The sequence below is a fragment of the Paraburkholderia sp. RL18-101-BIB-B genome (assembly GCF_046026985.1).
Taxonomy (GTDB): Bacteria; Pseudomonadota; Gammaproteobacteria; order Burkholderiales; family Burkholderiaceae; genus Paraburkholderia.
The window spans coordinates 127,385-145,041 of sequence record NZ_JARESV010000012.1; the positions used below are offsets into that span (position 1 = coordinate 127,385).

Genomic DNA, 17,657 nt, shown 5'->3' on the forward strand with positions numbered 1-17,657 from the left:
GAAACACCCGCCGGAAAGGCCGGTATTGTAGCACTTCAGCAAAAACACTCATGGCGCATGCGCCGGCTTTCTGCTTACGGCGGAGAAAGCCGGGTGCCGGCAGACTGCGCACCCGCCGGCGAATCGCGGCAAAGCACCGGCGCGCCTCGCTCGCAGCGTAGTTGGTGGAGACGACAGTTGCGTGACAGCGAGCTGGTTCGGCGGCGCGGCGATCGGCGCGCGATGCCGCGTCCGGCCGTGCGGGCGGCCCCGATGCCCCTCAGCCGCCACGCCGCCACGCCGCCACGCCGCCACATCGTCTCACCACGTCTCGCGCATCACCATCAACCGGATCTCGGTCATGTCCTCGATCGCGTAGCGCACGCCTTCACGCCCCAGCCCGGAATCCTTCACGCCGCCATACGGCATGTTGTCGACCCGGAACGACGGCACGTCGTTGATCACCACGCCGCCGACGTCGAGTTCATCCCACGCGCGATGCGCGTGCGCGAGCGAATCCGTGAACACGCCGGCTTGCAGGCCGAAGTCGCTGTCGTTGACGGTCGCGAGCGCGGCGCCGAAATCGTCGAAGCGCTCCAGAATCGCCACCGGCCCGAAGGCTTCCTTGCGATACAGATCCGTGTCGCGTTTCACGCCTTCGAGCAACGTGGCCTCGAACATCGCGCCGTCTACCTTGCCGCCAGCGACGATTTTCGCGCCGGCTTGCACCGCGCTTTCCATCCAGCCGGCGAGGCGCTTGGACTCCGATTCGGAGATCATCGGCCCGACAAAGGTCTTTTCGTCTTTCGGATCGCCCATCACCAGCGACTTCGTCTTGGCGATCAGCTTCTCGCGCAGCGCATCATAAACCTTCGCGTGGACCAGAATCCGCTGCACACCGATGCAGCTCTGCCCCGACTGATAGAACGCGCCGAACGCCAGCCGATCGACCACGTAGTCGAGCTTCTCACCCTGATCGCCGTCGACGATCGCGGCCGCGTTGCCGCCCAACTCCAGAATCACCTTCTTCTTGCCGGCTTTCTTTTTCAGCTCCCAACCTACCGCGGGCGAGCCGGTGAAGGACAGCAATTTGAAGCGCTCGTCGGTGGTAAATAGATCGGCGCCGTCGCGATGCGCGGGAAGAATCGAGAATGCGCCCTTCGGCAAATCGGTTTCCGCCAGAATCTCGCCCATGATGAGCGCGCCGACCGGCGTGCGGCTCGCCGGCTTCAAGACGAACGGCACGCCCGCCGCGATGGCCGGCGCGACCTTGTGCGCGGTCAGGTTCAGCGGAAAGTTGAACGGCGAAATAAACGAACACGGTCCGATCGGCACACGCTTCACATAGCCGTGATAGCCCTTGGCGCGTGGCGAAATTTCCAGATTGACGATCTCGCCGTCGATTCGCACCGACTCCTCCGCGGCCACCTTGAACGTGTCGATCAGGCGCGTGACCTCGCCTTTCGAGTCGTTGATCGGCTTGCCGGCTTCGATGCACAGCGCGAGCGCCAGTTCGTCGTAGCGCTCGCGAAAGCGCTTCACGCAATGTTCGAGCACCGCCTGACGCTTGAACGGGGGAAAGACGCGCATGGCGGGCATGGCATCGACGGCATGGCCGATCGCTTTGTCGATCGCGGTGGCGTCGGCCATCGCGACGCGGGTGGCGACTTCGCCGCTGAATTTATCGGTGACTTCGAGATCGGTGTTGGCGGCCACCGCAACGTTCGCCAGGTAGTACGGGTAAGTCTTTTGCAACATGACGCGTCTCCTTGATCCAATGCGTGACAAGTTCACAATTGCGCCGAAAGCCGCTTGATCTCGCGATTCAGCACGCGCTCGTTATCCGAGTAGTCGATCGGCAGATCGATCACATGCACGCCGGGCGTCGCGAAACATTCGCGCAGCAAGGGCGCGAATTCCGCAGCCGATTCGATGCGGTGTCCCTTCGCCCCGTAGCTCTCTGCATACGCCACGAAATCTGGGTTGCTCAGCGTCATGCCGTAGTCCGGGAAGTTCATGTTTTCCTGCTTCCAGCGGATCATGCCGAACGCGTCGTCGCGCACGATCAGGATCACCAGATCCAGCTTCAGACGCACCGCCGTTTCCAGTTCCTGCGAATTCATCATGAAGCCGCCGTCGCCGCACACGGCCATGACTTTGCGGTCCGGGTGCACGATCTTGGTGGCGATCGCGGACGGCAGGCCCGCGCCCATCGACGCCAGCGCATTGTCGAGCAGCAGCGAATTCGGTTCGTGCGCGCGGTAGTAGCGGGCGAACCAGATCTTGTACATGCCGTTGTCCAGACACACGATGCCGTCCACCGGCGTGGTCTCATACACATCGTTGACGACGCGCACCGGATACATAGGAAAGCGGTCGTCGTGCTGGCCTTTGGCCAGATGCGCCTCGAAGTGCTCCTTGATCTCCTTGAAGCGCGTGAAGTCCCAATGCTTCTGGCGCTCCTTGAGACTTTCCTTGAGTTGCCACACGGCGTTGGCGATGTCGCCAACCACTTCGATCTGCGGGAAGTACACCGTATCCACTTCCGCGCCGAGGAAGTTGACGTGAATCACCGTTTTCTCGCCGGCGTCGCCGCTGCGCATGAAAAACGGCGGCTTCTCGATCACGTCGTGGCCGACGTTGATGATGCAGTCGGCGTGGTCGATCGCGCGGTGCACGAAGTCGCCGTCGGAGAGCGTCGCATTGCCGAGCCACATGGGATGCGATTCGTCGATCACGCCTTTGCCCATCTGCGTCGTGAAGAACGGAATGCCGATCTGGTCGACGAACTCGCGCAGCATCTTGGTGGTGGTCTTGCGGTTGCCGCCCGCGCCGATCATCAAGAGCGGATGCTTCGCGCTGGTGATCGCCTCGACCGCGCGCGCCACGGCTTTTTCCTCGGCCACGGGACGGCGGCTGAAGCTTTTCGGAATCGGCTTGCCATCGCCCTCTTCATGCGCGACATCTTCGGGCAATTCGAGGTGCGTGGCGCCGGGCCGTTCTTCTTCGGCCTGACGGACCGCCTCGCGCACCGCAGCCGGAATATTGGCAACCGATACGATCTGCCGCGTGTATTTGGTGAGCGGCTCCATCATGCGCACCACGTCGACGATCTGGAAATGCCCCTGCTTGCTCGACTTGATCGGCTTTTGCCCGGTGACCATCAGCATCGGCATGCCGCCGAGCTGCGCATACGCCGCGGCGGTCACGAAGTTGGTCGCGCCCGGCCCGAGAGTGGCCAGACACACACCGGTGCGGCCGGTGAGACGGCCATATGTGGCGGCCATGAAACCGGCCGCCTGTTCGTGGCGCGTGAGAATCAGACGGATTTTCGAGCGGCGCAGCGATTCGAGCAGATCGAGATTTTCTTCACCGGGAATGCCGAACACGTACTCGACACCTTCGGCTTCCAGCGATTTGACGAACAGGTCCGATGCTTTCATTGAGGGTCTCGCTTGATGATACGGACGCGGGCCGTGACTCCATCGCTGGAGCCCGGAAACGGACGATCGAAAACGACCCCGGCCACGCCGACAGTGCCTGGGATGGCACGGATGGCATGACGCGGTGGCACGGCGGCAAATGCCATGCGGGACAGCTTACTACTCGAATGGAAACGGCGTGCGCCGGCGGACAATGCGGCGAAGCGGAAGGCGGTGAGACAAGCGGCGGCATGGGAAGGGAAAGCCGCCGCATCGCGCTCAGCGATTGATGGTGATGCAGTCGGAGAGCATGGGTGGCGCGTTTTCGCCGGCCATTGCGTCATACAGGTCGGCGCGCGGCCCCTTGGTCCACCATGTGTAGCTGCCGGCCTGATACTTCGCGCCCGACGCCGACAGCGTATTGACGAACAGCAGTTGCTTGCCCTTCACCGGCACGAGGGCGAAGCTTTGCCCGTTCGCCGTGTTCCAGTAAGTGACATGCAGAATCTTGCCGGTCGCGCAGGTGTATTTGTGCGTCTGACGGTTTTTGGCCTGAATCTCCGAGAACTGCAACGGCGCGGCCCACGCATGGCCGTACAGCGCCGCGAGACCCGCCGCCGTGGTGACTGTAACAAGCCATTTCTTCATGAGATGCCTCGATCGTTGCGGCAAATCGAACACGGGCGGCGCGCCGCACGTTGCGCCTCTGGAACTGCGGCTGAAACGCGGACGACGGGCCGGTTATGGGTCGATCACGTCGGCGCATGCGTCGGTGGGCGCGGCGGCCACATGCCCGACCACCGGCACGATCTTCAACCCTGCCGACGCGATCCGGCACGGCGCAGCCGCGAGGCCGCAGCCCGTCAACCCGGCGCACAGCGCGAGCACCACGCCGAGTGCGCCGAGACGGCCGGTCCAACCGCGCCGCGTGTTGTTGCGCAATTCCAGCGCCATACGTACCTCGACTCCGATGGGCTCGACGAGCCCAATCATTCAGATTGCGCGCGGCGATGGGTGCCGGGCACGCGGGTCGGGCGAGTCACGGCGAATCGCTTCAGCAGTTCGCCGTGCACCACGCCGTCGCTTACTTCGCCGACACCGGCCGCACCGCTGCCGCGGCCTGCTTCGCGCGCGAACGTGCTTCGTCGGTGTTCTCGCCGGTGGCGAGGGCCACGCCCATGCGGCGCTTGACGAAACTCTCCGGCTTGCCGAACAGACGCAGGTCCGCGTTCGGCACCGCCAACGCCGCGGCGACGCCTTCGAATGCAATGCCGGTCTCGTCGAGCCCGCCGTAAATCACCGCCGACGCGCCCGGCGCCCGCAGCGACGTATCCACCGGCAAACCGAGGATCGCGCGCGCGTGCAGTTCGAATTCCGAAAAGCGCTGCGAGCACAGCGTGACGAGCCCCGTATCGTGCGGACGCGGACTCACTTCCGAAAACCATACGTCATCGCCGCGCACGAAAAGTTCCACGCCGAAGAGACCCCGGCCGCCGAGCGCGGCCGTCACCTTGTGCGCGACTTCGCGCGAACGTTCGAGCGCGAGCGGGCTCATGGGCTGCGGCTGCCACGATTCGACGTAGTCGCCCGCCACCTGCACGTGGCCGATCGGGTCGCAGAAATAGGTGCTGACTTCGCCGCTCGCCGGGTCGATGGCGCGCACGGTCAATTGCGTGATTTCGTATTCGAAGTCGATAAACCCTTCGACGATCACGCGGCCATGATTCACCCGGCCGCCGGCCATCGCGTATTGCCATGCGGGTTCGACGTCCTCGTCGCTTCTGAGCACCGACTGCCCCTTGCCCGACGACGACATGACCGGCTTCACCACGCACGGATAGCCGACTTTGGCGATGCCCGCGCGCAGTTCGTCGAGCGAATCGGCGAACGCGTACGGCGAGGTCGGCAAGCCGAGTTCCTCAGCGGCGAGACGGCGGATGCCTTCGCGGTTCATGGTGAGCTGCGTGGCGCGCGCGGTCGGGATCACTTCGGCGAGACCGTCGCTTTCAATGGCGGCGAGCGCGTCGGTCGCGATCGCTTCGATCTCGGGGACGATCAGATGCGGCCGCTCCTGTTCGACCAGCGCGCGCAACGCCGCGCGGTCGGTCATGTCGATCACGTGCGCGCGGTGCGCCACCTGGTGGCCCGGCGCATTCGGATAACGGTCGACGGCGATCACTTCGACACCCAGCCGCTGCAGCGCGATGATCACTTCCTTGCCGAGCTCGCCGGCGCCGAGCAGCATGACACGTGTGGCGGATTCAGAAAGGGGCGTGCCGATCCGTTGGCCGATCTGCATGAGGTCTCCAGATAAAAGTCGGATGAGGGTGGGATTGAGTAGAACACGATGTTAACATGCGGGCCCCTCGCCGCGCCTTGCTCGCGGCGGCCGCATCCTGATCTGCGCGTGAAGGGCAACGGCGGAGCACGACGGCGGCGCGCAAGGGCGCCGCGGCGCACCGAATAAGCGCTCCGCCCGCCAATGCTCTCGCGTGCGGCAAGCTTAGTGCGTTACCCTTACGCCTTCGCCAGTTTGAAGAGGAACGACGCCATGCTCCAAAGCTCCTCCGCGCGACGTGTTGCGCGCTTCACCCCGTATCTGCGCACCGCCCTCGCCGCGTTGAGCGTCGCCGCGCTGTTGAGCGCCTGTGCGATCCCGAAACATCCCGACTCGGAAGCCGCCGCGCCCGATCCATTCAATCCCGCCGCCGCGCAACTGCTCGACGACACCAGCTGGGTGCTGAGCGCCTGGAAACAGGCCGACGGCACGGCACGCGCGATTCCGGCCGCGGACCAGGACGCGCCGATCACGCTCACGCTCTCCACCTCGACCGGCCAGCGCCATGCCAGCGGCTTTTCCGGCTGCAACCGCTACATGGGCTCGTACGCGCTGAAAGACGGCAAGCTGAGCTTCGGCACGCTGGGCGGCACGCGCATGGCGTGCATGACGCCCGGCGGACAGATCGAAGGCGCGTATCTCAATGCGCTGACGCACATCGACCGCACCGGCGTGCAGATGCGCGCGCCACAACAAATGCAACTGGTGCTCGACAACGGCGACACGCTGACCTTCGACCGCAGCACGAAATGAACGAGTCGCGGCTCGTCCGGTCGATGCTCGAGGTCGCTGATGAGCGAACCGGACCGCGGAGCGGAGCGCCTCGATCGGGACGGGCCACATGACGGATGAAGGCTGTCCCGACAGCCGTTGTTTTTCACCGACGGCAGGCCGCGCGCCGGTCTGCTTTCCAATTGACGCAAGCATACTTGCGTCTGCCTTCGAAGCATCGGGCTTCGCCGGTTTAAACTCGACGGATTGCGTTTTTGCGCGTCCGTCATTCGTTGATGTCTAGTATGCACACGGTAGTTTTCGGCTGGTTCGGCGGGTCAGCCGTCTGGTTCATTCCTCTTTTGTGGCGTCTCGTGAAGTCTGCACTGCCGGGCGGCGCGGGTCTGCGCGGCCCCGGCACGATCCGGCTGTGGCTCGGCTTCGTCTGTGTGCTGGTGGCAAGCTGCACACTCGAGGCGTCGCTGATCGGCGTGGCCGGCGTGAATGGCTTCGGCCATGCGCTGGCTGCGGGATTCGGCCATCTGCTCGGGCATATCGGCACGCCCCTGGCGGCGCTCGCGCTGCTTTTCATCAGCCTGCCGTGGCTGATCGACTTCCGCTGGCGCGACTTCGCCGCCTGGGCCGACGGCGCGTTCGGCCTCGGCCTGTCGCGCGGCCTCGCCAAACGCGACGAGGAAGCGCGCCGTCATCGCAGCGTCGATGATGGTTTGCCGTCGCATGTTTCGCCGGCCACCAATACGATGGCGCCTAAAACCAATGGCCGTTATGCGCGCCCGACGGTCTGGCGTCCGCCGGCGCGTGGACGCGACGCGGCTGCGGCCGGCGCCGCGGCAAGCGCGGCGGGTAAGGATGCGGCGGCGCGTGGCGCTGCGGCGAGCTGGCGTGCTGGCGCGGCCACGCCGCGCCGTCAGGCAATACAGGCTGAGCCGGTGCTGCGCACGGGGGCCGCGACGACACCGCCGCGACAAGTGCCGATGCAGACGCAACCACTTAAAGCGGACAAGGCGGCATGGATGCCGGCGGAGCCGGTCGCGCCGGCTGGGTGGTTGCGCGAGTCTGGGCCGCGCGCGGCTGCGCCGGGTGCTAGTTCGGGTGCGTCCGGTGCGGCGGCTCGCGATGGCGCGTCGCAGATTGGACGTCGGTCGGCTGGTGAACAGCGGCCGGCGGGATCTTTGGGGGGCGGCGCGGGTTTGGCTGCGGGTGCTGCCTTTGCTCCGGCTGCGGCGGGTGCGGCAGCTAAAGTGGCTCAAGGGGCTCAAGTGGCGGCGCACACGACAGCGACGACACGTGTCGTGTCCGGCGGCGCAGGCTCCCATGCGACCGCGGGTTCCGCAGGAAATGCGCCGACCGGTGCGGGTCGTCCTGCGACGACGACTCAAGGCGCGGCGGCCCCGGCGGCTCCAGTCAGTCGCGCGCCGGCGCCCCGGCAAGGTTTTTCGCCTGCCCCGCATTCCAACGATGTCACGCCGACGCCGGCCACGCGCCGTCCGCCGCCGAGCTACACGCGGCCGATGCCGGCGACGCAGAAAGTTACGCCACCCGCCAGCGTCCAGGAGACGCTACGCAGCATCGCAGAAAACGCCGCTCGCTGGACCGACATTGCGGGCGTCAGCCTCGCGCGCAGCACCGGCACGGAAAACGCAAAGGTTACGAGCGCGCCGAACGCCGCGCCGTCGTTCGAGGCTGAGCGGTCGAGTGTGGATGTGCCGCGAGCGGATGCGGTTGAACCGGCTTTGCCGCCGGATGAGAACGTGCCTTCGCTGGGTGTTACCGGCAATGCTAATGCTGCGGCTGATCGCGCGATAGAAACGCCGACCGATGCGCCGCGCATGGAAGCCGCGTTCGAAGTGCCGCCCGAAGTCAGCCACGAGCCCGTCGTGCAGTGGCCGATCGAGCCGCCGATTATTCAAGCTCCGTTGACGGCGGCGCCGGTGGTCGCACCTGCACCTGCACCTGCACCTGCACCTGCGTCGCAGTATGTGCCGCCAGTCGCTACGCCGACGCCGTTCCAGGTTTTTGCCGCACAGTTGCAAGCAAGCGAAGCGACCGAGAATGAATCGCCGTGCGAAGACGATTCGATGGCATCGACAACTCACACCGACATTCACGCGAGCCCGAGCGTTGAAACCGCGCAGACGCTCAGCAAGTCTGCGGACCATTCGGAAGTCGCCACACCGAAAGTCACCGGGCAGACGACTGCGCCGGCAATCACCGAACATTCGAAAGAAGCCGCACCGTTTGTCGAACCGCAACCCGCCGCGCCTGCACCGGTTGCTAAAGTCGTGATCGATAAAACGCTCGCGCCTTGGGAAACCGAACTCGATGCGGTCCTAGCGCAACACGCGGCTTCGTCATCGAGTGCGCCGGCTGTCGGCAGCGTCGTTGTGTCGAGCGGGGCAGTGCCGACGCGTGACGCCACGCCATCGCCGAGTATCGCGCGCCAAAGCGAATTCGCCACGCCGGTCGAAACGGAAACGGTGGACTCCCCTGCCCTCTCGGACGCACTTGAAGCATCGGACTCGTCGGTCACCACGCACGCTGCAAACATAACCGCCGCAGTAACGCCGCAAAACTTCACGCCGCGCTCTTCGGAGTCGTCGGCCACCGCGCACGCGGCGAACATAACCACGGCAGCGGCGCCGCAAAGCATCACACCGCATGCTTCGGGCTCGCCGACCACCGCACACGCGGCGAACATAACCACGGCAGCGGCGCCGCAAAGCATCGCACCGCATGCTTCGGACTCGTCCGCCCCCGCGCAAGCTACAAACATAACCACCGCAGCACCGCCGCAACCCATCGCGCCGCAAGCATCGAACGTAGTCCGCTTTCCGGGCTTTGTGGTTCAGGCCACGCCCATGGCATCCGACGTCATCGCCGACGCACCCTTCGCCGTCGAAGACCGTACCAACGAGACCGCCATCCCTCCGCTAGCACCGCCAGCGCCGGCAACATCGGCACCGCTCGCCGCACCGTACGCAACCGCGGTCCCATCCACGGAGCCCACGGAAGCCACGGAGCCCACCGAACCCACCGCCCAACCACGCCCACCCCTGCGCGGCCACAGCCCCACCAACGGCTTCGAGTTCCACGCGCCCGCGGCATCGATGGTCGAACTGCCTACGCTCGACCTGCTCGCGCCCGCGGACATCGACGTCGAACCGGTCTCCGAAGAAAAGCTCATCGAAACCGGCCTGCTGATCGAACAACGTCTGCAGGAATTCAAGGTGCCGGTCACCGTCGTCGGTGCGTCGGCCGGCCCGGTCATCACACGCTTCGAAGTCGAGCCGGCGCTCGGCGTGCGCGGCAGTCAGATCGTCGGCTTGATGAAGGATCTGTCACGCGGCCTCGGCCTAACGTCCATCCGCGTGGTCGAGACGATTCCGGGCAAGACCTGCATGGGCCTCGAATTGCCGAACGCCAAGCGCCAGACCATCCGCCTGTCCGAGATCCTCGAAGCCAGCGTCTATCAGAACTCGCATTCGCAGTTGACGCTCGCCATGGGCAAGGACATTACCGGTCATCCGGTGGTCGCCGATCTGGCCAAGGCGCCGCACATGCTGGTCGCCGGCACGACCGGTTCGGGCAAGTCGGTGGCGATCAACGCGATGATCTGCTCGCTGCTCTACAAGGCGACGCCCGAAGAAGTCCGCCTCATCATGATCGACCCGAAGATGCTCGAGCTGTCGGTCTACGAAGGCATTCCGCATCTGCTCGCGCCGGTCGTCACCGACATGAAGCTCGCCGCCAACGCGCTGAACTGGTGCGTCGGCGAAATGGAAAAGCGCTATCGCCTGATGTCGGCGGTCGGGGTGCGCAACCTGGCCGGCTTCAACCAGAAAATCCGCGACACCGAAGCCAAGGGCAAGAAGCTCGGCAACCCGTTCTCGCTGACGCCGGAAGCGCCCGAACCGCTCGCGCCGCTGCCGCTGATCGTGGTCGTGATCGACGAACTCGCCGACCTGATGATGGTGGCGGGCAAGAAGATCGAAGAACTGATCGCGCGCCTCGCGCAGAAGGCGCGCGCCGCCGGCATCCATTTGATTCTGGCGACGCAGCGTCCTTCGGTGGACGTGATCACCGGCCTCATCAAGGCGAACATTCCGACGCGAGTGGCGTTCCAGGTGTCGTCGAAGATCGACTCGCGCACGATTCTCGATCAGATGGGCGCCGAGTCGCTGCTCGGCCAGGGCGACATGCTGTTCCTGCCGCCCGGCACGGGCTATCCGCAACGGGTGCACGGCGCGTTCGTCGCCGACGAGGAAGTGCACCGGATCGTCGAGTATCTGAAGCAGTTCGGCGAGCCGCAGTACGAGGAAGGCATTCTCGACGGCCCGGCCACCGACGGCGGCGCGGCGCAGGATCTGTTCGGCGAATCGCCGGATGCGGAAGCCGATCCGCTCTACGACGAAGCCGTCGCTTTCGTGGTGCGCACGCGGCGCGCGTCGATCTCGTCGGTGCAGCGGCAGTTGCGCATCGGTTATAACCGCGCGGCGCGTCTGGTCGAGCAGATGGAAACGGCGGGCCTCGTGTCGGCTATGGGCATCAACGGCAGCCGCGAAGTGCTCGCGCCTGGGCCGGCGGAATAAGCAACTATTGTTGGCCACCGCCAGTGCGAAACCACCCACCGCAAGAAAATGGGCCGCTTGAAAAAGCGGCCCATTTTTCATCCGGTGCGCGCCGTCACATCACGCGCTTCGCCCACACTTACGACGGCGAGACCAGCTTGAAATCCACCGGCGAGCCGAGTTCGAAACGCTTCGGATTCGCTTCGAGCATACCGCTCTGCTGATTGCGCTTGAACACGTACACGGTATCGCTGTTCTGATTGCCGACGATCAGCCAGTTGCCGGTCGGGTCGATTGCGAATTCACGCGGCGACTTGCCCATGCTGGATTGATGACCGATCTTCTTCAGGTGCCCGTTGGTAGGGTCGACCGAAAAGATCACGATGTCGTTCGCGTCGCCGCGATTGGTGGCATACAGAAAGCGCCCGTCCGGCGACAGATGAATGGCCGCCGCGCCCACCGCGCCCTTGAAGCCCGGCTCGGTCAGCGAAAGCGTTTGCACCTGCGTGAGCTTGCCGTCGTTGTAATTGAACGTGCTGACGGTAGCCGCCATTTCGCTCGTCAGATACGCATGTTTGCCGTCGGCGCCGAACACCAGATGGCGCGGACCCGAGCCGGCTTTCTCCTGGTTGTAGCGCCAGTCGGTCGGGCCGAACAGCCCGCGGCTGCCGTCAGGCGTGTAGCGATACGAGTACAGCTTGTCCGCGCCGAGATCCTGCGCGAACAGATAGTGGCCGTCCGGCGAGAACACGGTGGAGTGAACGTGCGAATTGTCCTGCCGGCCCTTCACCGGACCGCCGCCTTCGTGATGCACCGTGAGCACCGACGGGCCGACCTGACCGTCGGCCTGCAACGGGAACACCGCGAAGCTGCCGCCCGGATCGGCGGCCACCGAGTAGTTCGCGGTCAGCAAATACTTGCCGTCCGGCGACAGGCTCAGATAGCACGGATCATTGCCGTCCGAAGAGACCTTGTTGAGGAACGTCAACTGGCCGCTCGCGGCGTCGAAACGAAACGCGCTGATGCCGCCGCGCTGCGTGGCCGGGCCGTTGTCGCCGGGCATTTCGTTGACCGCGTAGACGAAGCGGCGATCGCGGCTCACCACGAGGTAGGACGGGTTGACCGTCTGCGCGACCGAGACGCGCGTCGCATCACCCGTCCTGGTGTCGAAGCGATAGACATACAAGCCTTCGCTCTTCGGGCCGGTATAGGTGCCGACCACCATGTCATAGACCCCGTCGGCGGGGGCCGGGCCGGAATCTTGCGCAAACGCCTGCGAAGCAACAATCGAGACCATGAGCACGAAACCTTTTATTATCGAACGGGCGGAGCGCAATGGAGCAGGGTGCGCCGCGCGCCATGAGGTGGAATCAGCAGCAGAAGGCAAGCGGGAATCTGCAACGGCAGGCATCGCGGCCCGGTGACGACGAAGCATATGACCTCCTCTACATCGGTTATTTGGTTGATTCGGTTGTCATGGTGTCTCTGGTCTGCCGCGCAATCGTTCGAGCGTTGTTCTTATCGAAAGAAGTATAAAAGCGTTGTGTCGGATCATGCAGCGAATCCGGTGACCGCTATCCGGTCAGGCGGCAATCGGCAGCATGAGTGGCAATTGTCCCGCCTGACGGGGCGTTTTTTCAATCGCGTCTCACACTACGGAGTCTTCATGAACGTCACACTCAGCCTGGGCCCGCTGGTTTCGTTGATCGCCGGTATTCTGATTCTCGTCATGCCGCGCCTGTTGAACTACATCGTCGCGCTCTATCTGATCATCATCGGCATCATTGGGATCTTCGGCGTGGGGTCGTCGCACTTCTGAGCGGCGGCGGCAATCGGCTACGCAAGCGCGGGACGCACGACCGGGCGCAGCGCCGGCCCGGCGGCGCCTCGCGTCGAGGCAGGACATAAGACGTGCGCAAGCGTCACGCGCCAATGGCCGTGAAGCTCGAGGCAAGCAATAAAACCGGATGGCACGGCGAAGCGGCGTAGGCTCGCCCGAAGCACGGTGAGTTTGCGGTCAGTGCGGTGCAGCAACCATCCGGCGTGCGCGAAGCGCCGTCAGTCAGCCGTTCGAAAGCTGGTCGAGACGCAAGCGTCCCTGCAGCGAGAGAGCGCCAACGGCATAATGGCCATCGCCTTCCTTATAGCGCCGGAAGCAGGCCCGTTCGACCAGAAAGGCGGCGGCGGTCAGCATGCCGTTGCGGCTTAGCCCTAGCCGGCCATAATCGAGCGGTAACATCGAATCGTCGGCAAGTTCGCTGGCGGCCGAGAGAATCGTGATGCAGTCGGATTTCGACGGGTTCAGCATAGCTTTGGTCCTCGGAAACGGCGTCTGTATGCGCCATGGGCGGGGCCGGTTCATAATCCGGAAAGCTCCGGGCGTCGGCATGAAATCTGATTGTAGGCATTGATTTGACAATTACCAACCCGCGTTTCGCTGCATTACATGATGAACCAAAGCGCATCGCGCAAGTCCGGTAACAACAACGACACCTCGATGACACCTTGCACGGCGCCTCCTCGCCGCGCGCCATACTGACTCGCTCCCCATGCCCGCACTCATCGAAGACTATGCGCTCATCGGCGACGGCCACACGGCCGCGCTCGTTTCCCGCGAAGGTTCCGTCGACTGGCTCTGCTGGCCGCGCTTCGATTCCGGCGCCTGCTTCGCCGCCCTGCTCGGCACGCCCGAGAACGGCCGCTGGCTGATCTCGCCGGTCTCGGACACGCCGCCGACCATCACCCGCCGTTATCGCGGCGAAACGCTGATCTTGGAAACCGACTTCGAGACGCCCGAGGGCGCCGTCACGCTGATCGATTTCATGCCGCCGGGTAACGGCTGGTCGGAAATGGTGCGGCTCGTCGTCGGCAAACGCGGCACGGTGCGCATGAAGATGGAACTGGTGCTGCGTTTCGACTACGGCTTCTCGGTTCCGTGGGTCGACCGCCTGAAGCACGACAGCGGCATCAAGGCGATCGTCGGACCGGACACCGCCGTGTTGCGCACGCCGGTCGAGTTGCGTGGCGAAGACATGAAGACGGTCGCCGAATTCACCGTCAGCGAAGGCGCACGGGTGCCGTTCTCGCTCGCTTACTCGCCCTCGCATCTGCGCATTCCGCCAGCGCGCGATCCGCACACCTCGCTGGCGCGCACCGAGAATCACTGGCTCGAATGGTCGGCGCGCGGCACGGTCGAAGGGCGCTGGGCCGAGCCGATCCGCCGTTCGCTGATCACGCTGAAGGCGCTCGCTTACGAACCGACCGGCGGCATCGTCGCCGCGCCCACGACCTCACTGCCGGAGCAGCTCGGCGGCATGCGCAACTGGGACTACCGCTACTGCTGGCTACGCGACGCCACGATCACACTGCTCGCGATGATGCGCGGCGGCTATTACGACGAAGCTCGCGCGTGGCGCACGTGGCTCGGCCGGGTGATGGCCGGTGCGCCGGACCAGTTGCAGATCATGTATGGCATCGCGGGCGAGCGGCGCTTGCCCGAATTCGAAATCGACTGGCTGCCGGGCTATCAGGACGCGAAACCTGTGCGGATCGGCAATAACGCGGTCGGCCAGCGCCAGCTCGACGTCTATGGCGAAGTGATGAATGCGTTGCATCTCGCGCGCGTCGGCGGCCTGCAGGCGGACGACACCGCGTGGAACGTGCAGTGCGCGTTGCTCAAGCACCTCGACACGATCTGGCAGGAACCCGACGAAGGCATCTGGGAAACGCGCGGCGGCCGCCAGCATTTCACCTTCTCGAAGGTGATGGCGTGGGTCGCCTACGACCGCGCCATCAAGTCGGCGGAAATGTTCAAGCTCGACGGCCCGCTCGACGAATGGCGCGCCACCCGCGCGCAAATCCACGCGGAAGTCTGCGAGAAGGCCTGGAATCCCGCGCTCAACGCGTTCTCGCAGTGCTACGGCACCGACCAGCTCGACGCGAGCGTGCTGCTGATGCCGCTGGTCGCGTTCCTGCCGCCGAACGATCCGCGCGTCAAAGGCACCGTGGCGGCGATCGAGCGGGACCTGATGCGCGACGGCTTCGTGATGCGCTATCGCACCACCGAATACGACGACGGCCTGCCGCCGGGGGAAGGCACGTTTCTCGCTTGCTCGTTCTGGATGGTGGACAACCTGGCGTTGCAAGGCCGCCTCGACGAAGCAATCGCGATGTACGAACGTCTGCTCGCGCTCTGCAACGATGTCGGTTTGCTCGCGGAAGAGTACGATCCGGCTGCGAAGCGCCTCGTGGGCAATTTCCCGCAGGCGTTTTCGCATGTGGCGCTCGTGCACACCGGCCTGAACCTGATGAAACACGAGCAGGCGATGGCGCAGGCGACCGGGCAACCGCCCCATGACGGCACCGGAGAACCAGAACTTGATGCTGCTGCAACCCCCGATAGCGGCGCGGCAACGTTGCCAGTAGCATGATTTAATGACGGTTTGCGTGATAGCCGCGCGCAAAATGCTGCATTGCACAAGTACGCTTTGTTCGATATGATCGACTAGACTGTTGGCCGAAAAACAATGTGCCCACAACCAAATTGGCCCGCCGCAACGCCACACGCGTGTTTGCGAAGCCCCATGCGAACCGCTTAGAACGGAGCACCCATGCTCTACCAACTGCACGAATTCCAGCGGGCGATGTTGAGCCCCCTTACCGCCTGGGCCCAGGCCGCGTCGAAATCCTTCGCGAATCCCGCCAGCCCTTTGGCCTACGTGCCCGGCGCCACGCGCCTCTCAGCCGGTTACGAACTGCTCTACCGGCTCGGTAAAGATTACGAAAAGCCCGAGTTCAATCTTCATCAGATTGTCAAAGACGGTCATAACATTCCGATCATTGAACAAACGATCATCGAGAAGCCGTTTTGCCGCCTGATGCGCTTCAAGCGTTTCGCCGACGACAGCGACGCCGTTACCCAATTGAAAGACGAACCGGTCGTGCTGGTATGCGCACCGTTGTCGGGACACCACGCCACGCTGCTGCGTGACACCGTGCGCACGTTGTTGCAAGACCACAAGGTTTACCTGACCGACTGGATCGACGCACGCATGGTGCCGCTCGAAGCCGGCGAGTTTCATCTGGACGACTACGTCGCCTACATTCAGGAATTCATCCGCCACATCGGCGCGAAGAATCTGCACGTGATCTCGGTGTGTCAGCCGACCGTGCCGGTGCTTGCCGCCATTTCGCTGCTGGCGAGCCGCGGCGAAGACACGCCGCGCACCATGACGATGATGGGTGGCCCGATCGACGCGCGCAAGAGCCCGACGTCGGTCAACTCGCTCGCCACGCAACACTCGTACGAGTGGTTCGACAACAACGTGATCTTCACGGTGCCGCCGAATTATCCGGGCGTGGGCCGTAAGGTTTACCCGGGCTTTTTGCAGCACACCGGTTTTGTCGCCATGAATCCGGAACGTCACGCGGCATCGCACTGGGATTTCTACCAGAGCCTGCTGCGCGGCGACGAAGACGACGCGGAAGCGCACCGCCGCTTCTACGACGAGTACAACGCCGTGCTCGACATGGACGCGGACTATTACCTCGACACGATCCGCGTGGTGTTCCAGGAATTCCGCCTCGCCGAAGGCACGTGGGACATTTCCGGCGAACGGGTGAAGCCGCAGGACATCACGAAAACGGCGCTCTTCACGATCGAAGGCGAACTGGACGACATCTCCGGCGACGGCCAGACCTTTGCCGCGCATGAGCTGTGCACGGGCATTCCGGAAGAGCACAAACGTCACTTCACCGCGGAGAAGTGCGGACACTACGGCATTTTCTCCGGACGTCGCTGGCGCACCATCATCTATCCGCAGTTGCGCGACTTCATCCTCGAGCACAACAAGGCGCCGAAGGTAGCGAAGGAAAAAGTCGAAGCCTGAGCGTCGCACGCGTAATCGACAAACAACGGCCTCTTCGGAGGCCGTTGTCGTTCATGAGGATCCCGAAGCCTCAGTGCGCCGCTTTTGACGCAGCCTACTTGCGCAACAGATACGCGAGCAGCAACTCGGTGTTCATCTGAATCACTTCACTGCGTTCGCTCGCGCTGCTGAAATCGCGGCCGAGTGTGGCTTCGAGCGTGAAGCGGTTCGACACGATGTAGTAGCCCATGCCCGAGAGCGTGACATAGAAGCGCAGCGGATCGACGTTGGTGCGGAACAGCCCCGCACGTTGACCGCGCTCGAGAATGCCGCCGAGCGTGGCGACGATCGGCGAGATCATTTCGCGGATGCGCGTCGACTTCTGCATATAGCGTGCTTCATGCAGATTCTCGTTATTGATGAGACGCAGCAACTCGGGATGATCGCGGTAGTAATCCCAAACAAAATGCGCGAGACGCGTGATCGCCTCGACCGGGGCGATGCCATTGAGCTCGAGCGTGCGCTCCGCTTCATTGAGCGCGCTGAACGCGTGCTCGAGTACGGCGGTAAAAAGCTGCTCCTTGCTACCGAAGTAGTAATAGAGCATGCGCTCATTCGTTTCCGCGCGGCGGGCGATCTGATCGACGCGCGCGCCGAATAGCCCACCATTTGCAAACTCTTCGGCCGCCGCAAGCAGAATGCGGCGCCGTGTGCCTTCAGGATCTCTTTTGATTTTCGGCTGATTCATGGT

At 64.0% G+C, this 17,657-nt stretch carries 13 protein-coding genes; 5 read left to right on the forward strand and 8 right to left on the reverse strand.

Features of this window, described 5'->3' with window-relative positions; genetic code table 11:
* Positions 1-300 precede the first annotated feature (300 nt).
* The 5 genes from P0D73_RS19440 to purT all read right to left on the reverse strand — a co-directional run bounded on the left by P0D73_RS19440 (position 301) and on the right by purT (position 5,700).
* Positions 301-1,737 (reverse strand): aldehyde dehydrogenase family protein, encoded by a 1,437-nt coding sequence (locus P0D73_RS19440; RefSeq protein WP_132375357.1) that lies wholly within the window; start codon positions 1,735-1,737, stop codon positions 301-303.
* Positions 1,738-1,769: 32 nt separating this feature from the next.
* On the reverse strand, positions 1,770-3,422 hold the full coding sequence (locus tag P0D73_RS19445) for an acetolactate synthase large subunit (protein ID WP_408315344.1): 1,653 nt from the start codon (positions 3,420-3,422) through the stop codon (positions 1,770-1,772).
* A 258-nt stretch (positions 3,423-3,680) separates the two neighbouring features.
* Positions 3,681-4,049, reverse strand: coding sequence for an MliC family protein (locus P0D73_RS19450; RefSeq protein ID WP_132375359.1), 369 nt, complete (start codon positions 4,047-4,049; stop codon positions 3,681-3,683).
* Positions 4,050-4,142: 93 nt separating this feature from the next.
* On the reverse strand, positions 4,143-4,355 hold the full coding sequence (locus P0D73_RS19455; RefSeq protein ID WP_408432608.1) for a DUF6726 family protein: 213 nt from the start codon (positions 4,353-4,355) through the stop codon (positions 4,143-4,145).
* 130 nt (positions 4,356-4,485) lie between these two features.
* On the reverse strand, positions 4,486-5,700 hold the full coding sequence (gene purT, locus P0D73_RS19460) for a formate-dependent phosphoribosylglycinamide formyltransferase (protein ID WP_408432562.1): 1,215 nt from the start codon (positions 5,698-5,700) through the stop codon (positions 4,486-4,488).
* A gap of 252 nt (positions 5,701-5,952) precedes the next feature.
* Here purT and P0D73_RS19465 point away from each other — a divergent pair, with 252 nt between their 5' ends.
* Both P0D73_RS19465 and P0D73_RS19470 read left to right on the forward strand, forming a co-directional pair.
* Positions 5,953-6,492, forward strand: a complete 540-nt coding sequence (locus tag P0D73_RS19465; RefSeq protein WP_132375365.1) for an META domain-containing protein — start codon at positions 5,953-5,955, stop codon at positions 6,490-6,492.
* A gap of 263 nt (positions 6,493-6,755) precedes the next feature.
* Complete coding sequence (locus tag P0D73_RS19470; protein ID WP_408432564.1) at positions 6,756-11,060, forward strand: DNA translocase FtsK; 4,305 nt, start codon at positions 6,756-6,758, stop codon at positions 11,058-11,060.
* Between the two features lie 118 nt (positions 11,061-11,178).
* On the opposite strand, the gene P0D73_RS19475 is transcribed toward P0D73_RS19470, so the two are convergent.
* Positions 11,179-12,474: a lactonase family protein gene (locus tag P0D73_RS19475; protein ID WP_408432566.1), complete on the reverse strand. Its 1,296-nt coding sequence runs from the start codon at positions 12,472-12,474 to the stop codon at positions 11,179-11,181.
* Between the two features lie 231 nt (positions 12,475-12,705).
* Here P0D73_RS19475 and P0D73_RS19480 point away from each other — a divergent pair, with 231 nt between their 5' ends.
* Positions 12,706-12,858, forward strand: coding sequence for a DUF3096 domain-containing protein (locus P0D73_RS19480; protein ID WP_007175701.1), 153 nt, complete (start codon positions 12,706-12,708; stop codon positions 12,856-12,858).
* A gap of 243 nt (positions 12,859-13,101) precedes the next feature.
* Here P0D73_RS19480 and P0D73_RS19485 read toward each other — a convergent pair whose 3' ends face one another.
* A complete protein-coding gene (locus P0D73_RS19485) occupies positions 13,102-13,347 on the reverse strand; it encodes a hypothetical protein (protein ID WP_132375371.1) in 246 nt (81 codons plus the stop codon).
* Positions 13,348-13,588: 241 nt separating this feature from the next.
* Here P0D73_RS19485 and P0D73_RS19490 point away from each other — a divergent pair, with 241 nt between their 5' ends.
* Both P0D73_RS19490 and P0D73_RS19495 read left to right on the forward strand, forming a co-directional pair.
* A complete protein-coding gene (locus tag P0D73_RS19490) occupies positions 13,589-15,469 on the forward strand; it encodes a glycoside hydrolase family 15 protein (protein ID WP_408432568.1) in 1,881 nt (626 codons plus the stop codon).
* Positions 15,470-15,649: 180 nt separating this feature from the next.
* Entirely contained in the window at positions 15,650-16,927 is a 1,278-nt protein-coding gene (locus P0D73_RS19495) for a polyhydroxyalkanoate depolymerase (protein ID WP_408432570.1), read from the forward strand.
* Between the two features lie 94 nt (positions 16,928-17,021).
* Here the strand turns inward: P0D73_RS19495 and P0D73_RS19500 are convergent, their stop codons facing one another.
* Positions 17,022-17,654, reverse strand: coding sequence for a TetR/AcrR family transcriptional regulator (locus P0D73_RS19500; RefSeq protein ID WP_012432273.1), 633 nt, complete (start codon positions 17,652-17,654; stop codon positions 17,022-17,024).
* Positions 17,655-17,657 lie beyond the last annotated feature (3 nt).

Excerpts from the sequence above, each read along its gene's own strand:
- P0D73_RS19440 (WP_132375357.1), bottom strand. The coding sequence starts at position 1,737 with ATGTTGCAAAAGACTTACCCGTACTACCTGGCGAACGTTGCGGTGGCC.
- P0D73_RS19445 (WP_408315344.1), bottom strand. The coding sequence starts at position 3,422 with ATGAAAGCATCGGACCTGTTCGTCAAATCGCTGGAAGCCGAAGGTGTC.
- P0D73_RS19450 (WP_132375359.1), bottom strand. The coding sequence starts at position 4,049 with ATGAAGAAATGGCTTGTTACAGTCACCACGGCGGCGGGTCTCGCGGCG.
- P0D73_RS19455 (WP_408432608.1), bottom strand. The coding sequence starts at position 4,355 with ATGGCGCTGGAATTGCGCAACAACACGCGGCGCGGTTGGACCGGCCGT.
- purT (WP_408432562.1), bottom strand. The coding sequence starts at position 5,700 with ATGCAGATCGGCCAACGGATCGGCACGCCCCTTTCTGAATCCGCCACA.
- P0D73_RS19465 (WP_132375365.1), top strand. The coding sequence starts at position 5,953 with ATGCTCCAAAGCTCCTCCGCGCGACGTGTTGCGCGCTTCACCCCGTAT.
- P0D73_RS19470 (WP_408432564.1), top strand. The coding sequence starts at position 6,756 with ATGCACACGGTAGTTTTCGGCTGGTTCGGCGGGTCAGCCGTCTGGTTC.
- P0D73_RS19475 (WP_408432566.1), bottom strand. The coding sequence starts at position 12,474 with ATGCTTCGTCGTCACCGGGCCGCGATGCCTGCCGTTGCAGATTCCCGC.
- P0D73_RS19480 (WP_007175701.1), top strand. The coding sequence starts at position 12,706 with ATGAACGTCACACTCAGCCTGGGCCCGCTGGTTTCGTTGATCGCCGGT.
- P0D73_RS19485 (WP_132375371.1), bottom strand. The coding sequence starts at position 13,347 with ATGCTGAACCCGTCGAAATCCGACTGCATCACGATTCTCTCGGCCGCC.
- P0D73_RS19490 (WP_408432568.1), top strand. The coding sequence starts at position 13,589 with ATGCCCGCACTCATCGAAGACTATGCGCTCATCGGCGACGGCCACACG.
- P0D73_RS19495 (WP_408432570.1), top strand. The coding sequence starts at position 15,650 with ATGCTCTACCAACTGCACGAATTCCAGCGGGCGATGTTGAGCCCCCTT.
- P0D73_RS19500 (WP_012432273.1), bottom strand. The coding sequence starts at position 17,654 with ATGAATCAGCCGAAAATCAAAAGAGATCCTGAAGGCACACGGCGCCGC.